This is a genomic window from Rhizobium sp. LjRoot98, assembly GCF_964252935.1.
Taxonomy (GTDB): domain Bacteria; phylum Pseudomonadota; class Alphaproteobacteria; order Rhizobiales; family Rhizobiaceae; genus Pararhizobium.
Genome location: NZ_CAXUPW020000001.1, coordinates 1,737,532 through 1,763,461 on the forward strand (window position 1 = coordinate 1,737,532; position 25,930 = coordinate 1,763,461).

General features: G+C 60.3%; 23 protein-coding genes. 11 read left to right on the forward strand and 12 right to left on the reverse strand.

Features of this window, described 5'->3' with window-relative positions:
• Positions 1–5: 5 nt before the first annotated feature.
• The 4 genes from ACSQ3J_RS08590 (at position 6) to ACSQ3J_RS08605 (ending at position 5,263) form a co-directional block, all read left to right on the forward strand.
• Positions 6–1,985, forward strand: coding sequence for a CHASE2 domain-containing protein (locus ACSQ3J_RS08590; RefSeq protein ID WP_060502986.1), 1,980 nt, complete (start codon positions 6–8; stop codon positions 1,983–1,985).
• 323 nt (positions 1,986–2,308) lie between these two features.
• Positions 2,309–2,767: a hypothetical protein gene (locus ACSQ3J_RS08595; RefSeq protein WP_060502962.1), complete on the forward strand. Its 459-nt coding sequence runs from the start codon at positions 2,309–2,311 to the stop codon at positions 2,765–2,767.
• 265 nt (positions 2,768–3,032) lie between these two features.
• Positions 3,033–4,649, forward strand: coding sequence for a SulP family inorganic anion transporter (locus tag ACSQ3J_RS08600; RefSeq protein ID WP_082512007.1), 1,617 nt, complete (start codon positions 3,033–3,035; stop codon positions 4,647–4,649).
• Positions 4,646–5,263 carry a ParB-like protein gene (locus tag ACSQ3J_RS08605; protein ID WP_060502963.1) on the forward strand — a complete coding sequence of 206 codons (618 nt, stop codon included), beginning with the start codon at positions 4,646–4,648 and terminating at the stop codon, positions 5,261–5,263. The genes ACSQ3J_RS08600 and ACSQ3J_RS08605 overlap by 4 nt, the downstream gene beginning before the upstream one ends.
• Positions 5,264–5,303: 40 nt before the next feature.
• Here ACSQ3J_RS08605 and ACSQ3J_RS08610 read toward each other — a convergent pair whose 3' ends face one another.
• Positions 5,304–8,390 (reverse strand): efflux RND transporter permease subunit, encoded by a 3,087-nt coding sequence (locus ACSQ3J_RS08610; RefSeq protein ID WP_060502964.1) that lies wholly within the window; start codon positions 8,388–8,390, stop codon positions 5,304–5,306.
• Positions 8,387–9,619 (reverse strand): efflux RND transporter periplasmic adaptor subunit, encoded by a 1,233-nt coding sequence (locus ACSQ3J_RS08615; protein WP_082512008.1) that lies wholly within the window; start codon positions 9,617–9,619, stop codon positions 8,387–8,389. Before ACSQ3J_RS08615 ends, ACSQ3J_RS08610 begins: the two co-directional genes overlap by 4 nt.
• A gap of 303 nt (positions 9,620–9,922) precedes the next feature.
• Between ACSQ3J_RS08615 and ACSQ3J_RS08620 the strand changes: the two genes are divergently transcribed.
• Positions 9,923–10,681 carry a Crp/Fnr family transcriptional regulator gene (locus tag ACSQ3J_RS08620; RefSeq protein WP_060502989.1) on the forward strand — a complete coding sequence of 253 codons (759 nt, stop codon included), beginning with the start codon at positions 9,923–9,925 and terminating at the stop codon, positions 10,679–10,681.
• On the opposite strand, the gene ACSQ3J_RS08625 is transcribed toward ACSQ3J_RS08620, so the two are convergent.
• The 9 genes from ACSQ3J_RS08625 to ccoN form a co-directional block, all read right to left on the reverse strand.
• Complete coding sequence (locus ACSQ3J_RS08625) at positions 10,662–11,165, reverse strand: hypothetical protein (RefSeq protein ID WP_060502965.1); 504 nt, start codon at positions 11,163–11,165, stop codon at positions 10,662–10,664. The genes ACSQ3J_RS08620 and ACSQ3J_RS08625 overlap by 20 nt on opposite strands.
• Before the next feature lie 104 nt (positions 11,166–11,269).
• Positions 11,270–11,440 (reverse strand): cbb3-type cytochrome oxidase assembly protein CcoS, encoded by a 171-nt coding sequence (ccoS, locus tag ACSQ3J_RS08630; protein ID WP_060502966.1) that lies wholly within the window; start codon positions 11,438–11,440, stop codon positions 11,270–11,272.
• Complete coding sequence (locus tag ACSQ3J_RS08635; protein WP_060502967.1) at positions 11,437–13,704, reverse strand: cation-translocating P-type ATPase; 2,268 nt, start codon at positions 13,702–13,704, stop codon at positions 11,437–11,439. The genes ccoS and ACSQ3J_RS08635 overlap by 4 nt, the downstream gene beginning before the upstream one ends.
• Positions 13,701–14,189 (reverse strand): FixH family protein, encoded by a 489-nt coding sequence (locus ACSQ3J_RS08640; RefSeq protein ID WP_060502968.1) that lies wholly within the window; start codon positions 14,187–14,189, stop codon positions 13,701–13,703. The genes ACSQ3J_RS08635 and ACSQ3J_RS08640 overlap by 4 nt, the downstream gene beginning before the upstream one ends.
• Positions 14,186–15,745 carry a cytochrome c oxidase accessory protein CcoG gene (ccoG, locus tag ACSQ3J_RS08645; RefSeq protein WP_060502969.1) on the reverse strand — a complete coding sequence of 520 codons (1,560 nt, stop codon included), beginning with the start codon at positions 15,743–15,745 and terminating at the stop codon, positions 14,186–14,188. The genes ACSQ3J_RS08640 and ccoG overlap by 4 nt, the downstream gene beginning before the upstream one ends.
• Positions 15,746–15,861: 116 nt before the next feature.
• Positions 15,862–16,737, reverse strand: a complete 876-nt coding sequence (gene ccoP, locus ACSQ3J_RS08650; protein WP_060502970.1) for a cytochrome-c oxidase, cbb3-type subunit III — start codon at positions 16,735–16,737, stop codon at positions 15,862–15,864.
• A gap of 1 nt (position 16,738) precedes the next feature.
• Positions 16,739–16,888, reverse strand: a complete 150-nt coding sequence (locus tag ACSQ3J_RS08655) for a CcoQ/FixQ family Cbb3-type cytochrome c oxidase assembly chaperone (RefSeq protein ID WP_037103611.1) — start codon at positions 16,886–16,888, stop codon at positions 16,739–16,741.
• Between the two features lie 13 nt (positions 16,889–16,901).
• A complete protein-coding gene (gene ccoO, locus ACSQ3J_RS08660) occupies positions 16,902–17,633 on the reverse strand; it encodes a cytochrome-c oxidase, cbb3-type subunit II (RefSeq protein ID WP_060502971.1) in 732 nt (243 codons plus the stop codon).
• Positions 17,634–17,645: 12 nt separating this feature from the next.
• On the reverse strand, positions 17,646–19,256 hold the full coding sequence (gene ccoN, locus ACSQ3J_RS08665; RefSeq protein WP_060502972.1) for a cytochrome-c oxidase, cbb3-type subunit I: 1,611 nt from the start codon (positions 19,254–19,256) through the stop codon (positions 17,646–17,648).
• Positions 19,257–19,443: 187 nt separating this feature from the next.
• Here ccoN and hemN point away from each other — a divergent pair, with 187 nt between their 5' ends.
• The 6 genes from hemN (at position 19,444) to ACSQ3J_RS08695 (ending at position 25,496) form a co-directional block, all read left to right on the forward strand.
• A complete protein-coding gene (gene hemN / locus ACSQ3J_RS08670) occupies positions 19,444–20,790 on the forward strand; it encodes an oxygen-independent coproporphyrinogen III oxidase (protein ID WP_060502973.1) in 1,347 nt (448 codons plus the stop codon).
• Between the two features lie 298 nt (positions 20,791–21,088).
• Positions 21,089–21,538 carry a helix-turn-helix domain-containing protein gene (locus ACSQ3J_RS08675; protein WP_060502974.1) on the forward strand — a complete coding sequence of 150 codons (450 nt, stop codon included), beginning with the start codon at positions 21,089–21,091 and terminating at the stop codon, positions 21,536–21,538.
• A 5-nt stretch (positions 21,539–21,543) separates the two neighbouring features.
• Positions 21,544–23,346 (forward strand): hypothetical protein, encoded by a 1,803-nt coding sequence (locus ACSQ3J_RS08680; RefSeq protein WP_060502975.1) that lies wholly within the window; start codon positions 21,544–21,546, stop codon positions 23,344–23,346.
• A gap of 25 nt (positions 23,347–23,371) precedes the next feature.
• Entirely contained in the window at positions 23,372–23,587 is a 216-nt protein-coding gene (locus ACSQ3J_RS08685) for a hypothetical protein (RefSeq protein WP_060512010.1), read from the forward strand.
• Complete coding sequence (locus ACSQ3J_RS08690) at positions 23,587–24,780, forward strand: YcaO-like family protein (protein ID WP_060502977.1); 1,194 nt, start codon at positions 23,587–23,589, stop codon at positions 24,778–24,780. The genes ACSQ3J_RS08685 and ACSQ3J_RS08690 overlap by 1 nt, the downstream gene beginning before the upstream one ends.
• Entirely contained in the window at positions 24,777–25,496 is a 720-nt protein-coding gene (locus ACSQ3J_RS08695) for a TfuA-like protein (RefSeq protein ID WP_060502978.1), read from the forward strand. Before ACSQ3J_RS08690 ends, ACSQ3J_RS08695 begins: the two co-directional genes overlap by 4 nt.
• Before the next feature lie 64 nt (positions 25,497–25,560).
• On the opposite strand, the gene ACSQ3J_RS08700 is transcribed toward ACSQ3J_RS08695, so the two are convergent.
• Positions 25,561–25,930, reverse strand: a 370-nt coding sequence (locus tag ACSQ3J_RS08700; protein WP_436038956.1) for a hypothetical protein, incomplete at its 5' end; no start/stop codon positions are given.

A 25,930-nucleotide genomic window follows, 5' to 3' on the forward strand; every position in this document is an offset into this window, starting at 1 on the left:
CAAAAATGGCGAAAGAGCCCATAGCCGAGAACCGCTTCAACATCGGCACAGCAGCCCGCCGCAGCGGGCGCCGCCGCGCTGGCCTTGCCATACTTGCCGCTCTTGTCACAGTAATTCTCTCCCTCGCTTCGCTCACGTCTCCCTTCTCGCTCATCGAACTGCGCAGCTTCGACTATCTATCCACGCTTGCCCCGCCGCCCCTTCCCGAAGACGGCCCCGTCATCGTTGCCATCGACGAGCCCTCAATGACCGAGATCGGCAGCCAGTGGCCGTGGCCGCGTGCCTTGCATGCACGGTTGATCGAGGCACTGCGCGCCGCCGGTGCGAAGGCCATCGGCATCGACGTGATCTTTGCCGAGCCTTCGGCCACGCCGGAAAATGACGCGGCTCTTGCTGAGACGCTCGGTCCCGATGTCGTTCTGGCCGGTGATGAAACGCTGATCGAGACGCCCCATGCCGACCAATTCGTGCGGACGGAGCCGTTGGCAGAGTTTGTTGCCCGCGGCGCTAAAACGGGCATCGCCTCGGTTCATCTGAGCGGTGACGGAACATTGCGGCAGGTGCCGGGCTATGCCGACGGTTTTGCCGCACAATTGGCCGAGGTTGCCGGCCGGCCAAAACAGCCAGTATCCGGAACCGCCCTTCTCCAGACATTCGGCCCGGCACGAACCTATCCGACGGTGTCGTATTACCAGGCGCTCGATCCCGGCCAATTCCTGCCGGACGGTCTCTTGCGCGATCGCGTCGTCATTGTCGGCCTCAGTCTGCAGAATGCACCGACCCTCAAGGATGGCGGTGCCGACGCTCTTGCCACGCCATTCACCGTCCACACCGGCCATCTGGTCTCGGGCGCCGAAATACAGGCGACGATCTTCGACAATATGACGCATAGCCTGTTCATCACCAAACCGGGACAAGGAGCGGTCATTGCAGCGATTGCGCTTGGAGCATTGCTGGCCTCGGGCGTGGTTTACCGGGCAACCGGATGGCAAACCATGGTGGTGAGCATGGCCGTGCTGATCCTGCTGATCGCCGCGAGCTACGCGCTGTTGCGGCTTGGCCATATCTTCGTCTCGCCGGTCGGCCCGGCACTGGCATACCTGTCCGTTGCCGTCAGCCAGACGGCGCTCGACTACGCAGCCGAGCGGCGCAGCCGCCGCGATATCACCCGGGCCTTCTCGCGCTATCTGTCCCCAGCGCTGGTCGAGCGCCTTGCCGATGACCCGTCGCAATTGAAACTGGGCGGCGAACGCCGGACGCTGACCATCCTCTTTTGCGACGTGCGTGGCTTCACCACCATTTCCGAGGCGCTGAAGGACGACCCCGAACAGTTGACGACGCTGATCAACCGGCTGCTGACACCGTTGTCCGACATTGTGCTCGAAAACGGCGGCACCATCGACAAGTATATCGGCGACTGCCTGATGGCCTTCTGGAACGCGCCGCTCGACGATCCCCACCATGCCAGCCATGCGGCTGGCGCGGCGCTGAAGATGCTCGGAGCGATCGAGCGCCTGAATGAAGACTTGCGGCGGGAGGCTGCGGACGCTGGTATCGAGGCACGGGTGCTGAAGATCGGTATCGGCATCAACACCGGTGACTGTGTCGTCGGCAATATGGGGTCGGCGCGCCGTTTCGACTATTCCGTGCTCGGGGATGCCGTCAATCTCGCCTCCCGTCTCGAAGGCGAATCGAAGAATTACGGCGTGCCGCTTTTGCTCGGCGAACTTACGGCATCGCTCTGCGCCGCGGATTTCACCATCGCCGAACTCGACAGCATCACCGTCAAGGGCCGCACCACGCTATCGCCGATCTTCACCATACTTCCAGCGCTCAAGGCCGGGCCGCTTGAAACGCACCGGCAGTTGATCGCCGCCAAATATGCCGGCAGCTTGACCAGCAACGATCCGGCCTTCCCCGAACTCGAACATACGATCCCCCACCTTGCCGGCTATTACCGCCTGCTCCGGTCAAGACTGACTTGAAGGTCAGGCGAGATTTCTGCTCTTCCTGGATCGGAAGCCAGTTCCGCCCAAAAATGGAAGTTCGTATCGACAGCCGCGCTCCGGTTTGAGGGTGCCCGTCCCTGCATCAAGTCACGCTTCCCCCTCCCGCAATTGATCGAAATTGTGGCAGGCACGGGAATCAGAATATTACTTTAATTTAACATGATCTTACTGAGATAGAGCAGTATATTCCAGATCGAAGCTATGTATTGCCGGCGGCCATCGCACCGCGACGCGACACTATAGGATAGCTTCCTATCGAGAGACGTTTCAGCAACGTCGTTATATCAGAGGTAACGCAAATGTTCTCTTTTGCAAAAACCGCAGCAATCTCCGCGATTTTCATCACGACCTCCATGGGGGTCGCTTTCGCCGGCACCCACGGCGAACCCGGCCGCGACCATGATCACCATAACGGGTTCCACGACCGCTCGATGCTGGGCGACAACGACATCACGACCGACGTCACCCCGAGCCCAACCTATATTGTTCCGGCCTATGCGCCTGCTTATGTCCACCAGTCGCGGCTCAATACGATCCTTGCCGAACTCCGGGCCGACAACCGCACCATGAACGCAGACAGATCACGCGGCCTTCTGACAAGCGCTGAATATCAGCGCCTGAGAGCCGACGATGCGTGGATACGCCACGAAGCCATGACCGTGGCTGATCATCACAACGGTGCGATACCGGCAGCTCGCTACGCTGCCCTGCAAAATCAGGCCGAGCAGCTTCACGCCAACATTCACCGAATGGCATGAAGGCCTGCCAGCCCCGAGCATACAGCATCGCCTGCATGTTCGGGGCTGGCATGTATCCGGCATCGCAAACCGGACGATCTCCGTGGTCCGTTCAAATGGGGAAGTTCAAACCTTAGCCCATTTCGCAAATCTGCCCAGCAACATGGATCACTCCCACTAAAGCCGCGATGAAGAACTGCCCGAAGCGCCGTTGCGGCGCAAAGCCTGATGCAAGGCAACCTGTGATATTGATCCTATCTCGAAAGCGGAGGAGAGCCGGTCCGTCATGCGCAAGGGAGACTGGATTGCGGGTCTGTCGGTCGCGGGATTGATGCTGCCCGAAGCTGTCGCCTATGCCGGGATAGCCGGTCTGCCGCCGCAGCGGGCGATCTGTGCGGCGATTGCCGGCTGTCTTGCCTATGGACTTATTGGACGAAGCCGGTTTGCGATCGTCAGTCCCACCTCCTCCTCCGCCGCCATCCTGGCGGCAACGCTGCTGACGATGCCGGGCTCCGCCGACGACAAAACGGTGCTTGCAACGATCCTGGTCGCTCTTGTCGGCATTCTCTTCCTGATCGCTTCGATTGTCCGGCTTGGAAATCTGGCAGGATTCATATCACGGCCCGTGCTGCGCGGTTTCGCGTTCGGGCTGGCGATCACGATTATCCTGCGTCAGATACCGGTTCTGACCGGTGTACAGGTTAATACCTCAAATCTGCTGTATCTGGTCACCGGCCTGATTTCGTCGGTGCCGCAATGGCATATGCCAAGCGTTCTTGTCGGCGTGACCGCGCTTGCTGCGCTGATCGGGCTTCGCCGCGTTCCCATTCTACCCGGGGCGTTTCTGGTTCTCTGCGCTGGCATCGCCACTTCGGCCCTCTTCGATCTTTCCCGTCACGGCGTTGCCCTTGTCGGGACTATCCCGCTTCTGCCGGCTTGGCCCGATTTCTCATCTCATCAATGGACGGAAGTCATAGCACTTCTGCCCTTCGTCTTGCCGTTGGTACTCATCCTGTTTGCCGAATCCTGGGGCACTATCCGTTCGTTTTCGCTGCGCCACAATGAGACCGTCGAAGCAAACCGGGAGCTTGGCGCGCTTGGTCTCTCAAACCTCGCCAGTGCCATCGTCCAGGGCATGCCGGTCGGAGCCGGGTTCTCGGCCGGAGCGGCAAGCGAGGCTGCCGGCGCGCAAACCGGGGCGACCGCGGTCGTCGCGGCGCTCGGGCTGACGCTGCTGATTGCCTTTGCCGCCGCACCTGTCGCACTCCTGCCCCAGCCGGTCTTGGCAGCGGTGGTCATCGCTGCATTGACCCATGCACTCGATCCCATGCCGTTGTTGCGCCTGTGGCGGCTAAAACGCGACGGCTATATCGCACTGGGTGCTGCTCTCGGCGTGCTGGTGTTTGGTGTCCTCGACGGCATGCTGGTGGCAATCGCATTGTCGCTGGTAGCGCTGCTCAAGCGCCTTGCATCGCCCTATGTGGCACGTCTTGGACGGCTCGCCGGAGGCCACGACTTTGTCGATATCGCCCGCCATTCCGACGCATTCCCGGTTTCCGGGGTCACCGTCTGGCGGCCGGCGCAACCTTTGTTTTTCGCCAATGCGGATGCCATTTTGAACACGATCGTCAGCCGCGTTCGAGCGGACGGCCGCAGCAAGTGCGTTGTCGTCAGCCTCGAGGAAAGTTTTGATCTGGACAGCACCGCACTCGATGCGCTGCTGGAATTCGACACCGCATTGAGAGCCGCCAGCAAGCGGGTGCAATATGCCCGCGTGCATGACCAGGCCCGCGATCTGATCATGGCGGCAGCACCTGAGCTTGCAAGCCGCTGCAGCGTCAGCGTCGATGATGCTGTTTCAGCCGTTCTGACCCAAGCATCCAGCACCCGAGGTGCCCCATGACACAAACCTACGAACCCCACCTTCAACCCGTGGCGATAGCAAGCCTGCGGCCAACGCAAATGACGGTCGGCTTTCGCGAAGTCGCCGAAAAACGGCTGGAATGGCGCGAGATTGCCGGGCATGACGGCGCCGATTTTCTCGGCCGCCATATGGTTCCCGTCGTCATTGGCTGGAAGAAGCGTAGCTATCTGATCGATCATCATCATCTCGTCAGGGCATTGCAGGAAGAAGGCGTAGCGCATGTCCTGACCAGCGTCGTTGCCGATCTCAGCGATCTCGCGAAACCGGAATTCTGGTCGGTGATGGATCACTATCGCTGGAGTTACCCCTTCGACGCGGCAGGCGAGCGGCAACCGCATAACAGCCTGCCCAAATCAATCGGCGGGCTGACCGACGATCCCTACCGGTCGCTGGCTGGCGCAGTTCGCCGCGCCGGCGGTTATGCCAAGGACAATACGCCGTTCAGCGAGTTCATGTGGGCGGATTTCCTCAGAAGCCGCATCGATGTGAAACTGCTGCACCGGGATTTCAAAGACGCCGAAATTGCGGCTCTCAGGCTCGCGCGGACCAAGTCCGCAAAGCATCTGCCCGGTTGGTGCGGCCCAAGCGACTGATCTGCCGACCGCAAACCGATAGCGGCCAGTCTCCGAGCGATTACTCCGCGGCAACAATGGCGCCCTTGCGTGACCAGAGCGACCGGACGACGGCGGACACCCGTTCGATCTCGGCGAAGATGACCGGCGTGATGAACAGCGTCAGTACCTGACTGACCAGCAACCCGCCGACAACCGCCACCCCGAGAGGTTGGCGCAGCTCCGAGCTGGCGCCGGTTCCGACGGCGATCGGCAGTGCGCCGAGAAGGGCGCAAAACGTCGTCATCATGATCGGCCGGAAACGCCGGACGGCCGCCAGATGAATGGCCTCGTGCGGTTCATGATGCTGGTCGCGCTGCAATGTCAGCGCCACATCGATCATCATGATGGCGTTCTTCTTGACGATACCGATCAGCATCAGCAGGCCGACTAGCGCAATGATCGACAGATCGAATCCGAAAATCCTCAATGTCAGCAGCGCCCCGAATGCTGCCGACGGCAGGCCGGAGAGAATGGTCAGCGGGTGCAGGAAGCTCTCGTAAAAGACGCCGAGCACCACGTAGATGATCAGCACCGCTGCGCCAATCAACAGCCCGGTATTGCCGCTTGCCTGCTCGAAAATCTGGGCGGCACCGGCATAGTTTGTCGTGACCGTTGCAGGAAGTTTGATCTGCTGCTTGAGCGCATCGACGCGCGCGGTCGCAGTCCCGAGCGATACGCCCTTCGGCAGATTGAAAGACAGGGTGACGGCCGTCAGCTGTCCCGTCTGATTGACGGTGACCGGCCCTGCTTCTCGCGTTACCCGCGCGAAGCTCGACAGCGGCACCAGCGTTCCCGACGAAGATGCAATCCGGATTGCCGATAGCGACTGCTCGTTCCAGTCCAGCGACTGATCATATTCGATAATCACGTCATAGCTGTTGCCGGTGGTCTGGATCTGCGTGACGACGTAACTGCCGAAGGCTGCCTCCAGCGTCGTGCGCAACGCCTGCGAGGAGATTCCGAGACTGTTTGCCCGATCGTTATCGACGGTGACATGCGCCTGAAGCGCGTTGTTCTGCAGATCGGTGGCAACATCGACAAAATGGGCAGGGTCTGCCCGCATCGCATCGCCCAGCGTCTGCGACCATTGCCGTGCCGCGGCAGCATCAATCGATTGCAGAACGACCTGGTAGAGGCTCTGGGTGCTGCGCCCGCCAAAGCGCAGGCTCTGCTGGGGCGTGATGAAGGTTTTCAATCCGGCAATCTCTGACAGCGAATGCCGCAGGGCCTGCAGGGTCGTATCAAGCGGCGGACGCGTATCGCGCGGTTTCAGCTGAACGAGAAGAGAACCGGCATTGAGTGCCGATCCACCTGGCCCGGAACCAAGGGTCGAGGTCACGTGTGCGACGGACGGGTCGCTGGAGACAATGGCGGCCGCACGGGCCTGCAACACGCTCATCGCCTGATAGGATATGTCCTGCCGCGCCTGAGTCGAGATTGTCAGGATGCCAATATCCTCTGAGGGGAAGAAGCTTCGCGGCAGGCTGGCGAACATCCATCCGGACGCGACAAACGTGGCAGCGAAGACCAGCATGACGATTGCTCGATGGTTCAGGCACCAGCCGACGGCCCGGCCGTAGGCGGCGGTCACTCTGTCGAACAGACCCTGACGCTTCGGCTCCTGCATATCCCGGTGCGGCAACCGGGCCGCAAGCATCGGGGTGACGGTCAGCGATACGGTGGCCGAGGACAGGATCGCCAATGTGACGACGACCCCGAACTCGTTGAGCACGCGCCCGACGATGCCGCCCATCAACAGGATGGGCAGGAAGACGGCGACCAGCGAAATCGACATCGAAATGATGGTGCCGGTGACTTCGCGGCTGCCCTCGATGGCCGCCTCAAGCGGCGCCATGCCCTCCTCCACCTTGCGAACGATATTTTCCAGCATGACGATGGCATCATCGACCACAAGACCGACCGAGAGGGTCAGGCCGAGAAGCGAAATATTGTCGATGGAAAAACCGAGCGCATACATCGCGGCCAGTGTCGCCACCAGCGACAAAGGCACGGCGAGCGCCGGGATAAGTGTTGCCGAAACGCGCCTGAGGAACAGGTAAATGACCAGAACCACGAGCCCAATGGTGATCATCAGCGTCGTCTCGACATCGGCCACCGCCGCACGGATCGAGACTGAGGCGTCGTTGACGATGTTGATGTGCATGTTGGCAGGAAGGTTGGCCTGCAGGTTCGGCACCTTGGCCAGAATGGAATCGACCACTACCACGGTGTTGGCACCGGGCTGGCGCTGCACGGCAAGCGCGATGGCCGGCTTGCCGTCAAGCCAGCTACCCTGATTGACGATCTGTACGCTGTCGACGACATCCGCGACATCATCCAGCCGGACGATGCGGCCGCCGGGCTGGGCGATGATCAGTGTTTTGAACGCCTCGGCATCGCTGCGCTGGGTCGCGACATCCACCGTCAGTGCCTGCGATTTGTTTTGCAAGGTGCCGACAGGGGATTGATCGTTGGCGACAGCAACCGTCGCCGCCAGCCCATCCAGCGAAAGGCCGCGGCTTTCCAGCTTGTTCGGATCGACCTCGATCCGTACCGCATAGGCCTTCGCGCCAAACACCTGCGCCTGCGCCACGCCGGAAATGGTCGAGAGCGCCGGGGAAATGATGTTTTCTGCGACGTCGTCCATTTTCGTCAGCGAGGCACCATCTCCGGTCAAGGCCAGGATCAAAACCGGCGCATCGGCAGGATTGGCCTTGCGATAGCTGGGCGGCGCCGTGAGGTTGTCCGGCAATTGCCGTTGGGCTCTGGCAATCGCTGCCTGCACATCGGCCGCAGCGGCATCGATATCGCGAGAGAGATTGAACTGGATGGTGATCTGACTGTTGCCGAGCGACGAACTGGCACTGATCGTATCGATCCCGGCGATGGTCTCGAACTGCTTGATCAGCGGCGTAGCGACGGAACTGGCCATCGTATCCGGGGAAGCGCCGGCGAGCTGTGCCGTGACATTGATGGTCGGGAAATCAGCCTGTGGCAGGGCGGCGACAGGCAGGTTGGTGTAGGCGGAAGCCCCTGCGAGCAGAACACCAACGATCAGGAGGATGGTCGCGACGGGACGCCGGATGAAGATTTCGGAGATCTTCATTCGATCGCTCCGCCTTCAGCCATCGTTTCAGGTGCTACCACCGGCGCCGATACGATTTCGACTGGTGTTCCCTCTACCAGGCCCGCCTGTCCTTCGGTGACGACGATCTCGCCCGCCTTCAGGCCAGTGGCGATGCCGGTCGTATCCCCAACGCTGAAAGCGACCTTCACCTTGCGCACCTCAACGGTCTTGTCCTTTCTGACGACGTAGCAGACGGCACCGTCGCTCTGCGGCTGCACCGAGACTGTGGGCACCAGGACCAGGTCCTTCTGCTCACCGGCAGTGACCGTGACACGCAGCGACTGTCCCGGCCAGAATGTCCCGTTGGCATTATCAAGACGCGCCCGCATCTTGAACGTGCCGGAGGGTGCATCGACCGCATTGTCGATGAACACAATCGGTCCAGTCTCTCCTGCCGTTTTATCCTGCGACAGGGTGGGGGAAATGCTGACATTCAGTTGCCCGTCTGCAAGCGCCTGACGGGCGAGAGCCAGATCCGTTTCGGGTAGCGTGAACTCCGCATAGACCGGCTTCATCTGCGTCAGCGTGACGATATCCTCACCCGGCGCGACATAGGCCCCGGGCGACAACAGGATCACCCCGAGCTTACCGTCGAAGGGTGCGCGCACTTGTGTTTGCGTCAGCGCCACCTTGTCGGCAGCCAGCGTGGCACTATCGACGCCGATTGCCGCTTCCGCCTGTTTGGCGGCCGCGATTGCATCATCATATTGCTGGCGGGTCTCTGCGCCGTCATTGCTCAACGCCTCTACCCGCTTGAGGTTTGTATTGGCTTCGTCGAGTGCTGCCTGATCCTTGGCAAGCAGGGCGGTGTCCCGCGCTATGTTCGCATTGATCGTGCGATCGTCGAGTTGCACCAGCAAGGTGCCCGCGGTGACTTCGGCACCGTCCTTGACCAGGATCTGCGCGACGGTGCCCGATGCCGGGCTCGAAAGAGCGGTGGACGCGAAGGGGACAATGGTTCCGAGCGAACTGCGCGTCACCGGCAGCGCGCCGGCTTTTGCGGCCGTCGTAGTGACGGTCACGGCGTTGCGCACATGTCCGGTGGCTGCCGTCGCTTTATCTGCTTCGCTGTTCGGCTTGCTTTCGGCGGAATCGATCGAAAGAAGGCGTGCGATCGGGTCTGGCAAATAGCGGCCGAGTTCTGCGCGGCCAAGAAAGACACCAGCAGCAACAACAATCACAACAAGAAGTGAATTCCGGTACCGCATGTTGTTTTCCTTCGATGGCAACAACGCTTTTGCCGAATACTCGGATTATCCGAATACTAACGGTTATCAATGACCTCGAACCGGGCAACACGGTGTCAGGAATGACCAGGCCAGAATTAAATTCTGTTTAGAATTCCAATGATGATCTTGTCAGAACTGCCTGATCCCGGGGCCGGTTGATTGGCATATCCGCCGGACGATCGGCGCCGCACGGGCGACCCGCGACGAAAGGTCCGCGATGCCAGCCAACTTCGCAGCGGCAAAGGCCGGTGGAATCTGCTAATACGTGTTCCAGTTGCAAATTTGACCAAGCATTGGGGAACCAAACTGTCTGAAACGGCCCGGATCGATATCCACAACTCCGAGACGCCCATTCTCTGTCGAAGCTGCGAAGTGCGTCACAAGGGATTGTGCGGCGCGCTTGATGCCGGGCAGTTGCTTGCCATGGCAAAGCACACCCGCATGACCCGCCACGAGGCCGGCAAACTGCTGGCCGGCGAGGAAACGCCGATCCAGTCCTATGCCAACGTCATGCGCGGCGTCGTCAAGCTGACAAAGGTGCTTGAGAACGGCCGCCAGCAGGTCGTCGGCCTGCAGTTCGCGCCGGATTTCCTGGGCAGACTGTTTGGTCGGGAGAATGCAGTGACGGCAGAGGCTGCGTCCGATGTCGAGCTCTGCGAAGTTCCCCGCGCCGCCTTCGAGCGGCTGGTGGCCGAATATCCGCAGATGGAACACCGGCTTTTCGCTCAGGTTTTGCGCGAGCTCGATGAAGCCCGGGACTGGATGGTCACGCTTGGACAGAAGACCGCGGCCGAAAAGGTCGCCAGCCTATTGTATCTGATCGCTGGCCATATCAACCCATCAACCGGCACCGAAACACGCGACACCGCCGAGTTTGATCTGCCTTTATCGCGCATGGACATTGCTGAATTTCTCGGTCTGACGATTGAGACAGTTTCGCGCCAGATCACCAAGCTGCGGACCGAAGGGGTGATTGCCGTAGTCGCCAACCGCGAGATCACAGTCCCGAGCCTCAGCCGCCTCAAGGCTCGCTGCGGTTAACCGGCAACGCCGGGGCTGCGCAAAGCATTGGGAGCAAAACGGTGCAATCAAACCGGATGCGCCGCCTGGCGCAATCGAAATAGGCCCGCAGCATGTAACCGAGCGTTTCCGGTGACGGTTTGACCAGCCCTGTACCAAACGCGCGCAGAGCATCGCAGAGCTCTTCGGCATAGCATTCCTCCTCGATCTGCTCGTAGTGGATCTGGTCGAGGATTTCCGGCAGACCAAGCGGCATTCGCCCGCATTTCGCAATGAATGGAAGGATGATTTCCTCTTCCAGGCGATGTACGGCCGTCAGGATCGGCGGGATCGCCCGGCGAAGATGCAGGCATTCACCGTGCGCGACATTGTCCGGCAGCCGGTCTGCAAGACTTTCCAGGGCATCGCACAGGACCATCTGGTCCTTGAGTGCATGTTCCAGCCGATCAAGCGCCGGATGAATTCCTGTTATAACCTTTTCCCATCCCGGCAGCTTCGCGTCCATCGATGGCCCTCCCCGGTTCGGCATTTGCCCGTGTCGCAGCGAACATGCCGCCGTTTCCTCTGCCTGATGAAACATCCACGCGCCTCCTGCCACCTTGACCTCGATCAAGTAGCCCCGTTGTCTTTCGGCTGTGTGCGCTCGTCATCAAGCAGTATCCGCTGTGCCGCGCCGTCCATGTCCTCGTACTGACCGCTCCTCAGCGACCAGATGAAAGCGCCGAGCCCGGCCAATCCGAGCGAGATGGCAACTGGCATGAGATAGATCAGCGATTTCATCGCAACTGGCCCTCCGGGTTGGCAGCTGGCGATAATGACGGCGCGTCGAAATGGCCCGCCCCGGCATTGAGACGCAGGGCGTTGCCGATCACCAGCAGCGAGGATGCAGACATGGCGATGGCGGCAACGAGCGGCGTCACGTAGCCAAAAACCGCGATAGGGATGGCAAAAGCGTTGTAGCCGATTGCCAGCGCCAGATTCTGCCGGATCAACCGGCCAGCCCCGCGCGACACATCCAGCGCCACGGTAACGGCGCTCAGCGAATCGCGCAGGAAAACGAAATCGGCGGCATTGCGGCCAACGTCCGCAGCCGTCGCCGGTGCCATGGAAACATGCGCTGCGGCAAGCGCCGGGGCGTCGTTGAGCCCGTCCCCGACCATCAGCGGTCGCCGGCCCTCCCGCGCCAGTGTCTGCAGGCGTTCGAGTTTGCCGGCGGGTAAAAGCCCGGCGCCATAGCGTTGGATCTTCAAGGTTTTCGCAACAGACTGCACCGCCGCCTGTGTGTCCCCCGAAAGAAGTTCGACAGCCATGCCGCTCTGATGCAGATGCTCGATGGTCGAAGCCGCATCCGGGCGAAGCTTGTCGCGGAAGGTGAAGCGGGCAATGACGATCCCGTCTTCCGAAAGCGCCGTCGTCGTGCCCGGCGCGCCCGGTTCGATCGTTCCCGCCCAGGGGCTGCGCCCAAGGCGATAGGTCTTGTCGGCTATCGCCGCCTCGATCCCGAGCCCCGGATGTTCGGTGACCCGGTCAGCCCGGACATCCGGATAATGAAGGCCGGGATGCGCTTTCCAGATGGCGCGTGAGGCGGGATGGCTTGAATATCCCGCCAGGGAGACAGCGACGGCAAGAGCTGTTTCGTCCCGCGCGTCGCTGCTGGCAAGACTCAACTGGCCCAACGTCAGGGTTCCCGTCTTGTCGAATACGGCAGTATCCGCCTCGGCAAGCCGTTCCATGGCCGACCCGTCCTTGACCATGATGCCGCGTTCGAACAACCGGCGCGCGGCAACGACCTGGACGATCGGAACAGCCAGTCCCAAGGCGCATGGGCAGGTGATGATCAGAACCGCAATCGCGATGGTGATGGCCTTGTGCCAATCACCCGAGACCAGCAGCCAGCCGATCCCTGTGAGAAATGCGGTCAGATGAACCGCCGGTGCATAATAGGTCGCGGCCCGGTCGGCGATGCGCCGGTAGAGCCCACGGCCAGCTTCGGCCGCTTCCATCAGCCGGATGACTTCGGCGAGAAACGATGCTTCAGCAGCGGCGGTGACTTCGATCGTCAGCGGGCCTGTCAGGTTGAGCGTACCGGCGCTGATGGTATCGCCGGCCTTTACCGGACGCGGGTCGCTTTCGCCCGTCACCAGCGAGCAATCGAGCTCGGAGAGACCCTGCCGGACGATGGCATCGACTGGAATGCGATCACCGGCGGCAATGAACACCTTCATTCCGGGCTCTATCCGCGCGAGCGGCATATATTCACGGCTACCATCCGGTCCAAGAACCACCGCGCCCGCAGGGGTCATCCGCACGAGACTGCTGACGGCCGAGCGGGCCTTCTCACGCATGACGTGATCAAGCACGCGACCGATCAAAAGGAAAAACAGAAGCGAGGCGACGGCATCGAAATAGGCATGCTGGCCGTGGTTGATCGTCTCGTAAAGGCTCATACCAAAGGCAAGCGAGATGCCGACCGCGATGGGCACGTCCATGTTGGTGCGGCCATGCCGGAGCGCCGATACCGCCGAGCGAAAGAAGATGCCGCCGCCGAACAGGAGCGCCGGCAGCGCAATCAGCGCCGAAATCCAGTGGAACAAATCGCGCGTTGCACCTTCGGCCCCCGACCAGACAGAGACGGACAAGAGCATGATGTTCGCCGTGGCAAAACCGCAGACAGCGACCGCCCGGATCAGCTCGGACCGGGTGCGATCACCTTCACCGTCCTGCTCGGAAAACAGATGTGCGGGATAACCGAGCCGGTACAACACCCCACAGAAATCCGGAACAGCTCCATCGCGCCAGCGGATCGAAACTCGCCGGGTGGAGAGGTTGACGCGGGCATGCTCGACGCCCTCGAGCTTGCTCAGCGCCCGCTCGATCTTGCCGATGCAGGCAGCGCAATGCACATCCGGCACGGACAGATTGGTCTGCCTCAAACCGTCGCCGAGCACGTGGCTGAGCAGGCGGATTTCATCCGCCGGCGGAATCGCCTGGCGCTCCGCCTCCAGCTCGAGCATCGATGCATTGCCGACGGCACAGCAGCTCATTGGCGTTTTCCATCCTTGATCAGAACACGTTCGCTATGGCGGTAGGGCACGGCCAGGCCGCCTTCGACCTCGACATTGACCACCCAGATGCCGGGAGATACCGCTGAGGAGGCGCTGAGCTGGCCATCTCCCGACGGAACCAGTACCGCCGACCAGTCCGCCGCCTCAAAGCTCGGATGCTGGAAGGTCGCTTTGCCACCGGTCATTTTCACCGGATTGCCAATACGGTCGGCCAGCGTGAAGGTGATCTTTCCAGCGGCGATGTCGAGCTTCGGCACCCAGCCGAGATCGTTCTGGGCTCGTACCGCGATCATCTTTTCGTTGAACTGCTGGCTGGCGACATAGGAATTCTCGACCACCAGTCCGGTCCAGCTGGTCACGGCAAACCGCGCCATGACAAAGTTGACGGCGATAATGACCCCGAAGAAGGCAAGCATGATCAGCAGCATATGCCGGCCGGTAAATTCACGGGATTGAAGTTTCATTTCGAGCCTCCCGGTGCCTGGAATGTTGCCGTGTAGGTTTTTGTCTCGGGGCCTTCTGTATCCTCGATGACGAACCGGAAGGTCTGCACCTGCTTGTCAGCAACGTGGCGCGGCTGGGTGACAAAAACCTTCAGGCTGCGCAGACGGTCCGGCTCGACCGGTACAAGGAATGTTCCGTCACCCTGAGCCTCGTTACCGGCGATCGCGACGGAGCTTTGCGGCAAGCCCTCGATCCGCACGGCCATCACACGCGGCTTGGCGATCATGTTGAGGATTTTCAGTGTGTAACCATTGCGCACCGATCCATCCGACAACATGACGAATTGCGGATTACGATCATGCAGGACGTTGACGTCGAGCCGGTCGCGGGTGACCAGCGCATAAACGAGGCCGATGCCGACCAGCGACCAGAGTGCGGCGTAGAGCAACGTTCTTGGCCGCAGGAACGAGGCGAGACTGATATGGCGCAGCGTCGCCGCGAGCTTGCCGTCAGGTGTGCGGACGCGCGCCGGGTCGATCGGCTGGGTGCCTCCGGCCGTCGCCAGCGCCATGTTGGCATTGTAGTCGTTGAGTGTCGTATAGGAGATCAACCCGCGCTCCCGGCCGAGCTTGTCCATCACGCCGTCACAGGCGTCGATGCACAGCGCGCAGGTGATGCACTCCAGCTGCTGGCCGTCGCGGATATCGATCCCCATCGGACAGACGGCGACACAGGCGTTGCAATCGACGCAATCGCCGACCACCGCACCCTGCGCTGCCGATTTCTTGGCGTGGCGCGAACGCGGCTCGCCGCGCCAGTCGTTGTAGGTCACCGTCAGCGACGCCTCGTCGAGCATCGCCGCCTGGATGCGCGGCCACGGGCACATATAGGTGCAGACCTGCTCGCGCATCAGCCCACCGAAGATGTAGGTCGTTGCCGTCAGGCACGCGATGGTGCTGTAGGCGACGATTTCAGCCTGGCCGGTGAAGACATCGACAAGCAGTGTCGGTGCATCGGCAAAATAGAAGATCCAGGCCCCGCCGGTGGCCACCGCGATCAGCAGCCAGATGACGTGTTTGGTGGTCCGCAACACCAGCTTGCGCGGCGAATAGGATTCCTTGTCGAGCTTGATGCGCGCATTGCGATCACCCTCGATCGCCCGCTCGACGACCAGAAAGAGGTCAACCCAGACTGTCTGCGGGCACGTATAGCCGCACCAGGCGCGCCCGACCGTCGAGGTCAAAAGGAACAGGCCGAGACCGGCCATGACCAGCAGACCGGCAACGTAGAAAAACTCCTGCGGCCAGATTTCGATGAAGAAGAAATAGAAACGCCGGTTGGCGATATCGATCAGCACGGCCTGATCCGGTGCATAACCGCCACGGTCCCAGCGCAGCCAGGGCACCAGATAGTAGATGCCGAGCGTGATCGCCATAATGAGCCATTTGAAACGGCGAAATCCTCCCGAGGCGCGCTTCGGGAAGATCTTTTTACGCGGCGCATAAAGCACCTGCCGCTGCTTCTGCGAATTGACCGCCTCGGCGTCCAGTCTTTCGATGTCCATTTTTTCCAGCATTCCAGCCCTCAAGGGCATGACGCCGGCAAGGCCGGCCACTCGTCTTTGAACCGGAGAGTGGCACGTGATGGCGCCAATCTCCTTGATCGAGGTCAAGCGACCGTAACGCGAGAAATCTATTTGCCGCCGCCGAGCGAATAGACATATGCCGCAAGTTCCTTGACCGTGACATCACCAAGGCGTCCGCCCCAGGCCGGCATGACGCCGTGTTTCGGCGCACGGATTTGCGCGGCGATCGCCTCCTCACCATCCACCAGCAACGACAGGCTGTCGGCAAGATTGGGCGCGCCCATCTCCTGATTACCCTCGCCACGGTCGCCGTGGCAGCTCGCGCAGTTCTGGGCGAATATCTGCGCGCCGGGCGCCGTTTCCTCCGGAAAGCCGGTGCCGTTCGACAGATCGGCAACGAACGTGGCGACGGACGCGATCTCCTCGGGTTTCAGAATGTCGCCGAAGGCGGGCATTTCGCTGACATGCGTGTCGGCGTCTTCCGGCGCACGAACACCATGGGCGATCGTCGTCAGAATCTGCTCCGGCGTTCCACCCCAGAGCCAATCATCATCATTGAGGTTCGGGAACCCTTTCGAACCCTGCGCGCCCGATCCATGGCACTGGATGCAGTTGACTTTGAAGGCGGCGCTGCCGGCGGCCGTTGCAACCGTTCGCAGCGTCTCGTCGGCAAGAATCTGTTGCATATCGGCGGCCTTAATGGCCGCGACATAGCCTGAGCGAGCCGCTTCGGCAGCGGCCAGTTCGGAGCGTACATCGGCACGGCTCGAATAGCCAAGCACGCCAGTGGTGGCGGACGTCAGCAACGGCCAGGCAGGATAGAAGACCGTGTAGACCAGGGCCCAGACGATACAGGCATAGAAGGACACGACCCACCAACGCGGCAGCGGATTGTTGAGCTCCTTGATGCCATCCCATTCGTGCCCGGTCGTCGATACGCCCGACAACTCGTCCAGATGAGGATCTTTATGAGGATCGTGCATGTCAGTCATCCTTGAGCGGGATTTGTGCGGCTTCATCGGCAGATTTCCGGCTACCGGGGCGGAACGCGAAGATCAGCGTGCCGACGAAGAACAGCGTCATCGCCAGAAGGCCCCAGCTGTCGGCGAAGGTCCGTAGTTGTTGGTATTCCATCTGGTTTTCCTCCTCAGCGGTCACTGCCTGCTTCGTCGTAGCTCTTGAAGTCCACCAACGTGCCGAGCATCTGCAGGTAGGCGACGAGCGCATCCATTTCCGTGATCGCCTGCGGATTGCCGTCGAAATCGCCGATGCGGGCTTTCGGATAACGGCTCTCGATGCCTGATGTATCGACCGTCGGGTCGGCCTGGGCGCGCAGATCGGCATCAGCATTGTCGATCATGTCCTGACTGTAGGGCACGCCGACAGCGGCATTGGCCTTCAGATGCGTGGCGAAGTCCTTGACCGGCAGCGGCTTGCTTTTCAGGAAGGCGTAGCTCGGCATCATCGATTCCGGCACGACGTCGCGCGGCTCCGTCAGATGTTGAACATGCCATTCATTCGAGTAGCGGTTGCCGACGCGGGCAAGGTCCGGCCCGGTGCGCTTGGACCCCCACTGGAACGGATGGTCGTACATCGATTCCGCGGCCAGGCTGTAATGGCCATAACGCTCGACTTCGTCGCGGAAGGGCCGGATCATCTGGCTATGGCAGGCGTAACAACCCTCGCGGATGTAGATATTGCGGCCGGCAAGCTCCAGCGGCGAGTATGGCCGCATGCCCTCTACCTTCTCGATGGTATTTTCGAGATAGAACAGTGGTGCGATCTCGACGATGCCACCGACGGTGACGACCAGAAACGAACCGATGAGCAGAAGCGTCGCATTGCGCTCGAGGATCGCGTGTTTGTCCAGGATACCCATGGTCTTCTTTCCTTATTCGGCCGCTTGGGGCGCTGGCACGGCGCCGCCGATTTCCTGTTCGTCGCGCTGGTACCCGAGGATGGTCATCGTGACGTTCCACGCCATGATCAGCCCGCCGATGAGATAAAGAGCTCCGCCCAGCGCACGCACGACGTAGTAGAGGTGCATCGCCTCGACGGTTTCGGCGAAGGAGTAGACCAGGAAACCCTGCTGGTCGTATTCGCGCCACATCAGACCCTGCTGGATGCCCGAGACCCACATGACCGCGGCGTAGACGACGAGGCCGAGCGTGGCGAACCAGAAGTGCCAGGTGACCATGCGCACCGAATAAAGCCGCTCGCGGTTCCACAGTTTTGGCACGAGGAAGTAGACCGCGCCGAAAGTGATCATGCCGACCCAGCCAAGCGCTCCGGAATGGACGTGACCGATGGTCCAGTCGGTATAGTGGCTGAGCGAATTGACCGCCTTGATCGACATCATCGGGCCTTCGAAGGTCGACATGCCGTAGAAGGCGATGGCCGCAACCATCATCCGGATGATCGGATCGGTACGGATCTTGTCCCAGGCGCCCGAGAGCGTCATCAGGCCGTTGATCATGCCACCCCACGAAGGCATCCACAGCATGATGGAAAAGACCATGCCGAGCGTCTGCGCCCAATCCGGCAGAGCGGTGTAATGCAGGTGGTGCGGACCGGCCCAGATGTAGAGGAAGATCAGCGCCCAGAAATGGATGATCGACAGGCGGTAGGAGTAGACCGGCCGGTTGGCCTGCTTCGGCACGAAATAATACATCATCCCAAGGAAGCCTGCGGTCAGGAAGAAGCCGACGGCGTTGTGGCCATACCACCACTGGGTCAGCGCGTCCTGAACACCGGCAAAAGCCGAATAGCTCTTCGAGCCGGTGATCGAGACCGGAACCGCCAGGTTGTTGACGATGTGCAGCATCGCCACCGTGACGATGAACGACAGGTAGAACCAGTTGGCGACGTAGATATGCGGTTCCTTGCGGCGCAGGATCGTGCCGAGGAAGACGATGAGGTAACAGACCCAGACGATCGTCAGCCAGAGATCGACATACCATTCCGGCTCCGCATATTCGCGGCCCTGAGTGATGCCGAGAAGATAGCCCGTCGCCGCCATGACGATGAACAACTGATAGCCCCAGAAGACGAACCAGGCGAGATCACCACCGAACAGCCGGGCGCGGCTGGTGCGCTGGACGACATAGAACGACGTTGCGATCAGCGCGTTGCCCCCAAAGGCAAAGACCACGGCCGATGTGTGCAACGGCCGGACCCGCCCGAAGGACAGGAACGGCTCGACGTTGAGATCGGGATAGGCGAGCTGCAATGCGATGACGACGCCGACCAGAAGGCCGACGACGCACCAGAATACGGTCGCGATGACGCCGTAGCGGATCGGGCCGTCCATATAGGCTGACATGTCCACCGCCGGCTGTCGCACAAACGATGTCTGGCGCATCAGCATGACAACCGCGCCGATCAGCACGATCACCAGAATTCCCATGTGGCTTGCGAACAGCTCGTCCTTGGCAAGGCCGGCAGCAAGCAGCGCGAAAAACGCCGCTATGCCGGTGCCGATGATCGCCGATCCGTATTTCATCTCGTCGTCCCCGCATCAATCAGATGTCGAACCGCGCGCAGCGGTCCCCTGCCCCCTTCTCGGGGCAAGCGAAGAGACGCGCCTTGATCCAGATCAAAGCGACGAGCGGAGAATATGGACAGGTTGCCCGCGAAGGCCGGTCCTTTTGGGTCTTGGCCGCTGAATGATGCTCAGATCGGAGCCACCAATGTTGCCAGCAGCAGCAATGCTCGACGCCAAGGTACCCCGCTACACCAGCTACCCAACCGCGCCGAATTTTCATTCCGGTCTCGGGGCTGAGACTGCAAGACAATGGTTATCCACGTTGCCCGCGGAAAAGCCCGTGTCGCTCTACCTGCATATCCCGTTCTGCGACCGGCTGTGCTGGTTCTGCGCCTGCCATACCAAGCAGACGCTGCGCTATGAGCCGGTGAGCGCTTATCTGCAGGTTTTGCACGCGGAAATCGATACCGTTAGCCGGCTTCTCGACGGACGTGCTCCGGCCGGCGCTATCCATCTGGGCGGCGGTTCGCCGACGATGCTGCGCCCAGACGATCTGATCACGCTCGGCAAGCGTCTCCGCAGCTCTTTTCACGTCCTGCCGGATGCGGAAATCAGTATCGAGATTGATCCGAACGACATGAATGAGGAAAGGCTGGACGCACTCGCGGAATTCGGCATGACCCGGGCGAGCCTCGGCATCCAGGATTTCGATCCGCGCGTCCAAAAAGCCATCAACCGGCTGCAGAGCCTCGAGCAGACGGCCTATGTCGTTGATGGCGTTCGGGCCCGCGGGATCAATTCCGTCAACCTCGACCTGCTCTATGGCCTGCCCCACCAGACCGTCGAAAGCGCTGCGTCGACACTGCACCAGGCACTGCAACTGGCACCTGACCGCATGGCGCTGTTCGGGTATGCCCATGTGCCGTGGATGAAGAAACACCAGACCCAGATCAAGGATGAATGGCTACCGGACGGGCAGGCACGTTACGCGCAGTCAGAAGCCGTGCGGAGGCTGGCGCTTGACGCCGGGTACCAGGAAATCGGCATCGATCACTTCGCCCTCCCAGGCGACGCCCTGACGCAAGCCTCTCAACAGGGCCGGCTCCGGCGCAATTTCCAAGGCTATTCCGCTGACCAATGCAGCACCATCATCGGGCTCGGCCCATCGGCTATCAGCCAGTTCGAGCAAGGCTATTTGCAGAACTCGCCAGCGACCGGCGACTACACCCGCCGCATTGAAGACGAGGGGATCGCCACGATGCGCGGCGTTGCTTTATCGGACGACGATCGCGTCCGCCGGTGGGTAATCGAAAAACTGATGTGCGATTTCCGCTTTTCGAGCCACGAAGCCCTGCGCCGTTTCGGCACTTCCGCCGGCGCAGTCGTGATGCAGGCGAAACGCCTGGCGGCAATGGAAAGCGATGGTCTGTGCGAATGGCGCAATGACGGGTTTGAGGTCACAGCCAAAGGCCGCCCGTTCGTCCGTCTCATCGCCGCTCGTTTCGATACTTATTTTACGGCGGCCACAACAAAACACTCAGCAGCCATCTGAAACGGGCAACGAGACCATAGAGGATCGAACCCCGGTGTGTGGCTGAGCCGTCTTGGTGCGCTCAACCGCACATCACTCTGATTTCACGGACACAGGCCTGTTCTCCAAAACACGTGCAGCCCAAAACTGCCTGACGCCTTTCATGTTCAATGGCCCGCGGGGCGGCCTGTAATGCAATGGCTACCGCATTTCTGGAATTCCCTCTCTCAGAGCGACCGCGTAAATATTGCATTTCTAATGAAAATTGGCATGCTGAGAACTGCCACCGCATATCGGAATCGTGGCAATTACGGGAGTAATGGACGTGTCAAAGAGCGAACCTCATCAAATTGATATTCATGTCGGCAATCGTCTGAGGTCGCGACGGCTGGTTTTAGGATTAAGCCAGGAGAAACTGGGCGAGCGCCTGGGCATCACCTTCCAGCAAATTCAAAAATATGAAAAGGGCACCAACCGCGTCAGTGCGAGCAAACTGCAAGCTGCGGCGTTGGTGCTCAACGTTCCCATTGGCTACTTCTTCGAGGACCATGAACCCGTGGTCCCGGATGGATTGGCAAGGGAAGTCGACGAGATCGGCACATTCCTGCTCTCGAGGGATGGCGTGATGCTCAACCGAGCCTTCACCTCCATCAAGAACAAGCAGGTTCGCCTGTCCATCATCACTTTGACGAAGGCGCTCGCAAACGCTGATGACACCGTTACGCAGGCGGCGGACACAGAACGCGTTGCTTCTCCTGATCCACGGTGAAACCCATGTTCCTGCAGACATTCGGTAGGTTGTGCCTGCTTGATGCCGCGGGACAGGAGTGCCGGTATCCTCGCAAGGGTTTGTTCCTTGTCGCGTATCTTGCCACCGGCGCCAGCGCTGAAATCGGCCGAGACGAAGCGGCTGACCTCCTGTGGGGCAACGAGGATCGCGCGCTTGCATTTACAAACCTGAGAAAGCTGATTTCGCGTCTGCGGGCAGCACACGGGCCGGTCCTGACCATATCGCCCACACATCTTCGCCTCGACCGCCAGCAACTCAGCTGCGACGCGGATGCGACAAAGACAGCAAAGACGCCCTTGTCCTCTCTTGTCGAACTGATGAGCCGGACGTTTCTTGCCGAATTCGACGATACCGACGGCCTGGCCGGCCGATGGCTGAAATCGCAGCGCCGCACCTATTTGGAATTGATGCGCGAACGGTTGCTGAAGAAATCGTCGGAGCTTTCTCCGGTTGCGGAATCTTCAGCGGCCAGACAGGCGGCATTCCTGATTCTGGAGCATTGGCCGGACGATCAGGCGGTGCGCAGAACGCTCTCGGCCGAACCGCAGCTGCAACCGGTGGAGCGCACGGCCGAGCCCAGAGGGGTTTTCGCGACAGTCGAGCACGGCCACCCTTCGGATAGTGAATGGACATTCGGCGTATCGAAATTGCCGCGCGTGGCACTTCTCCCGCCGATAGGAGTATCTTCTGCAGCCCTTGATCTTTCACGAGCGAGTGCCTTGATCGACGACGTCGCGATCGGGCTGTGTTCGCTGCGCAGTCTTTCGATCATCGCGCCTTACACAGCCGAACGTATTCGTGCCAGCGAAGACAAGGTTCTCCTGCTCAACAAGCACGACATCTCCTATGTGGTCGATACAAAGCTGACCGATGACGGGCTCTTCGTTCAAATCATTTTCGTTCCATCGGACCACGTGATCTATGCCGAACGTTTTGAGATAACCGGCGGGCTTTTGTCTTCACATCGGAAGGTGTTGGCAGGCGTTGTGAAAGACCGCATCCTTGTCGAGTTGAAGCGCAACGAGAATGCGCTCAGCGACTACGCGTTTCATCCGGATGCCTACCAGCGGTATCTTCTTGGCGTTCAACAGATGAGCCGGCTGACATTGCCCTCGGTTCGAAGCGCCAGGAAGACATTCAGGGAAGCGCTCAATCACAATGGTGATTTCTCCCACGCCTTCAGCGGCCTTGCCAAGACATACTCCATCGAATGGGTTTTGACGGCCAGGGGCGATCCCGAACTGCTCCGCAAGGCGGAGGCGAACGCGCGATCGGCAATCGAAAGCAATCCGGATATTGCCTACGGGTACAAAGAACTTGGCATGGCAAAACTCTATCTCGGCGCCCTTGACGAGAGCCTCGACGCGCTGGCCCGCGCAGAGGAACTGAGCCCTCATTACGCCGACGCGATCTATAGCTTCGCCGACGCGCTCATCCATGCCTCCCGCCCCATGGAAGGGCTCGCAAAAATCGAGCGTGCCATCTCGCTCAATCCGCTGGGACCGGACGAATATTTCTGGTGTGCTGCGGGCGCAAGCTACTTCGTCGGCGCCTTCGACAAAGCCGTTTCCCGAATACACAGCATGTCCAACCAGGCCTCGGCACACAGACTGCTGGCGGCAAGCTGGGCTATGCTTGGCGACACCAAGCGCGCGCATCACTACCGCCGGAAAGATCGCGAGGCCAACCCGCAATTTGATCTGCAAAAATGGCTCGCTATCGTCCCGATCAGGGAGACCTGGCAGAAAGACATGTATCGCGAGGGCCTAACGAAAGCCGGCTACTGAAACGTCAACAGAGAGGGAGAATGAAATGTCCAAAGTCGTGGTGATCGGGTTTCCCGGTGATAAAAAACTCTACCTGGCCGACATTGACGCAGGAACAGTCACCGAGCTTACCAAAGCCTCGGGATCACTTGCCTCGGCAAGCCAATTGCGCGCTTCAGGCGGCACTGTGATAAAAGACGTCGACTTCGCGGTTGCTGTTTCTTCTGCTGCATCCGTATCAGCAGGGCTTTTCGACGCTTGATGTTCGATGAAACGGGATGGAGCGACAGGGCGTTTAGCCCGGCCGAGACATACGCACGCGTGTCCTCCCTCCTTCCCGGTTTCGGCATAACCCGTGTTGCCCGCCATACCGGCCTCGATCGCATCGGCGTTCCGGTCTGGTGTGCCTATACGCCCAACGCAAAATCCATCGTCGTCGCGCAGGGAAAGGGCCTGACGGACGAAGAGGCGAGGACGTCAGCTGTCATGGAAGCCCTCGAACGATGCGTGGCGGCAAGTCCACACGCCGATATCGTTCACACCACGGCACGTGTACTCAGGCGTGCCGGGAAACGGTTCGACATGCTGCCCTGCCTGATAGCAGCAGGCCGGTCACCGCCACGGGATGACGAACCGATCTCCTTTGTTGTCGGGACTGACCTGGTTTCCGGGGACGACATCCATGTACCGCTCGATGCCGTCACCCTTGACCGCACGCTGATCGATTGCAGATATTGGCAATCGTCCGACGGGCTGGCGTCGGGGAACACCCTGAATGAGGCTGTTTTTCACGGATTGAACGAACGTATAGAGCGGGATGCCTACGTTCTGTGGCAAGTGTCGAGTGCCGGTGCGCGCCAATCGTCCTGCGTTGATCCGGGATCCATTGAGCGTCCGGAGCTTTCATCGCTGGTTGCCAGCATCGAAGCGGCCGGCTGTGTGCTGCGGTTATTCGATATGACCAGCGATATCGGCGTTCCTTCTTTTAACGCCCTGATCGCGCCGATTGACGTTCTTTCCGCCCGCAACCCACGTTTTGTCACGGTGAACTACGGGGCAGGAACTCATCCCTCAGCGGCCAGAGCCATGATCCGCGCGGTCACGGAAGCGGTGCAGTCGCGCATGACATTCATCAGCGGCAGCCGGGACGATATCTATCCACCGGTCTACAACAGGCCGCTCCCGGGAGAAACCCAAACCCTGTTGAAGGTGAATTCAGCGGTTCCCCTCAAACCCTACCGGCGCAACGACGGATGGCCGTCAGCCGCCAATAGCGGCACAATCCTTGACACTCTGAAACAAATGGAACTTGGGCCGGTCATTGCTGTGCCGCTCAGCGAACCGGCGTTGCCGTTTGCGGTGGCAAAGGTCCTCGCCCCAAAACTGGAAAATCCCGAAGGCCGCCGCGCCCAAAGGTTTGGCCAGCGCGCCCTCGCAAAAGGGTCCTTCGGATGAAACTTCTCTATGTTGGCCCGACATTGCCGGACGCCAGGGATTATACCACCGATATCATTGTCCGGGGACCAGCAGTGCAGGGTGACCTCTTTCGCGCGGTCGAAGAGGGAGCAGCCGTGATCGGCATTGTTGACGGCGGTTTCGAATATACCGCACCGATCTGGCACAAGGAAATACTCTATGCTCTCAGGTCCGGAACACAGGTGCTCGGAGCAGCGAGCATGGGTGCGCTGCGCGCCGCGGAATGCCATCCATTTGGAATGATCGGTGTCGGCACTATTTTCAGGGAATACCTTGATGGCACCCGTATCGATGATGCGGACGTGGCGCAAATTCATGGACCTGCGGAGCTTGGCTGGCTACCGCTCAGCGAACCATTGGTCAATGTCACCGCCACGCTCGAGGTCCTGCTTGAAAGGCGGTCCATCTCTCCAACGGAAGCCACTCATCTGGACGCTGTTGCCCGCGCTATTTTTTTCAAGGACCGGACATGGCGATCAATTCTTGATCGGGCCGCGGCCCTTGAGGATCAGAGAAAGACGTCCATCGCGATGGCTTTGCAAGCGTGTAAAGTCAATCGAAAGCGCGCGGATGCCATCGAACTTCTCGCCGTGATGTCACAGTTGGACGGGGGACGATCAGCAGCCAAACCGGACTGGGAGTTCCAGCGCACAACCCTTTGGAACGAAATGCGGAACCATCATTCCGTGGCGTAAAATCCCGGCCATCCATCTTTGAGTGTGTCACGCCCGTGTCACGCGAAACTTGTCCCGGTTGCGATTAGTATGCCCGCGAATCATTGCGGAGCCGATTATGCCAGCAGCATACGCCACCATTGCTTTGAACACTCTCGACGCAGACAGCGAGATCGAAGAGTTTCACGCCTTGACCCGCCTGATCGTCTTCGCGAAAGAAAATGCCGCTCAGCTTGACGCGCATCAGACGGTTTATTGCCTGGATTTGGCGCTTGAGCAGATTGCGACGGAACTGCGTCATCGTGCGGACAGTTCGGCGGACATTGTCTTCTATCTCAAGGACGGAATTAGCCGACAATAGAATTTCGTGTCTCATGGCCGCCGCTTGCTGCGCGTTGGCTTGTGGCGTTATCATTGCAGCCACGCGGGTCTGTGCATTTTGCCTATGAACGGCA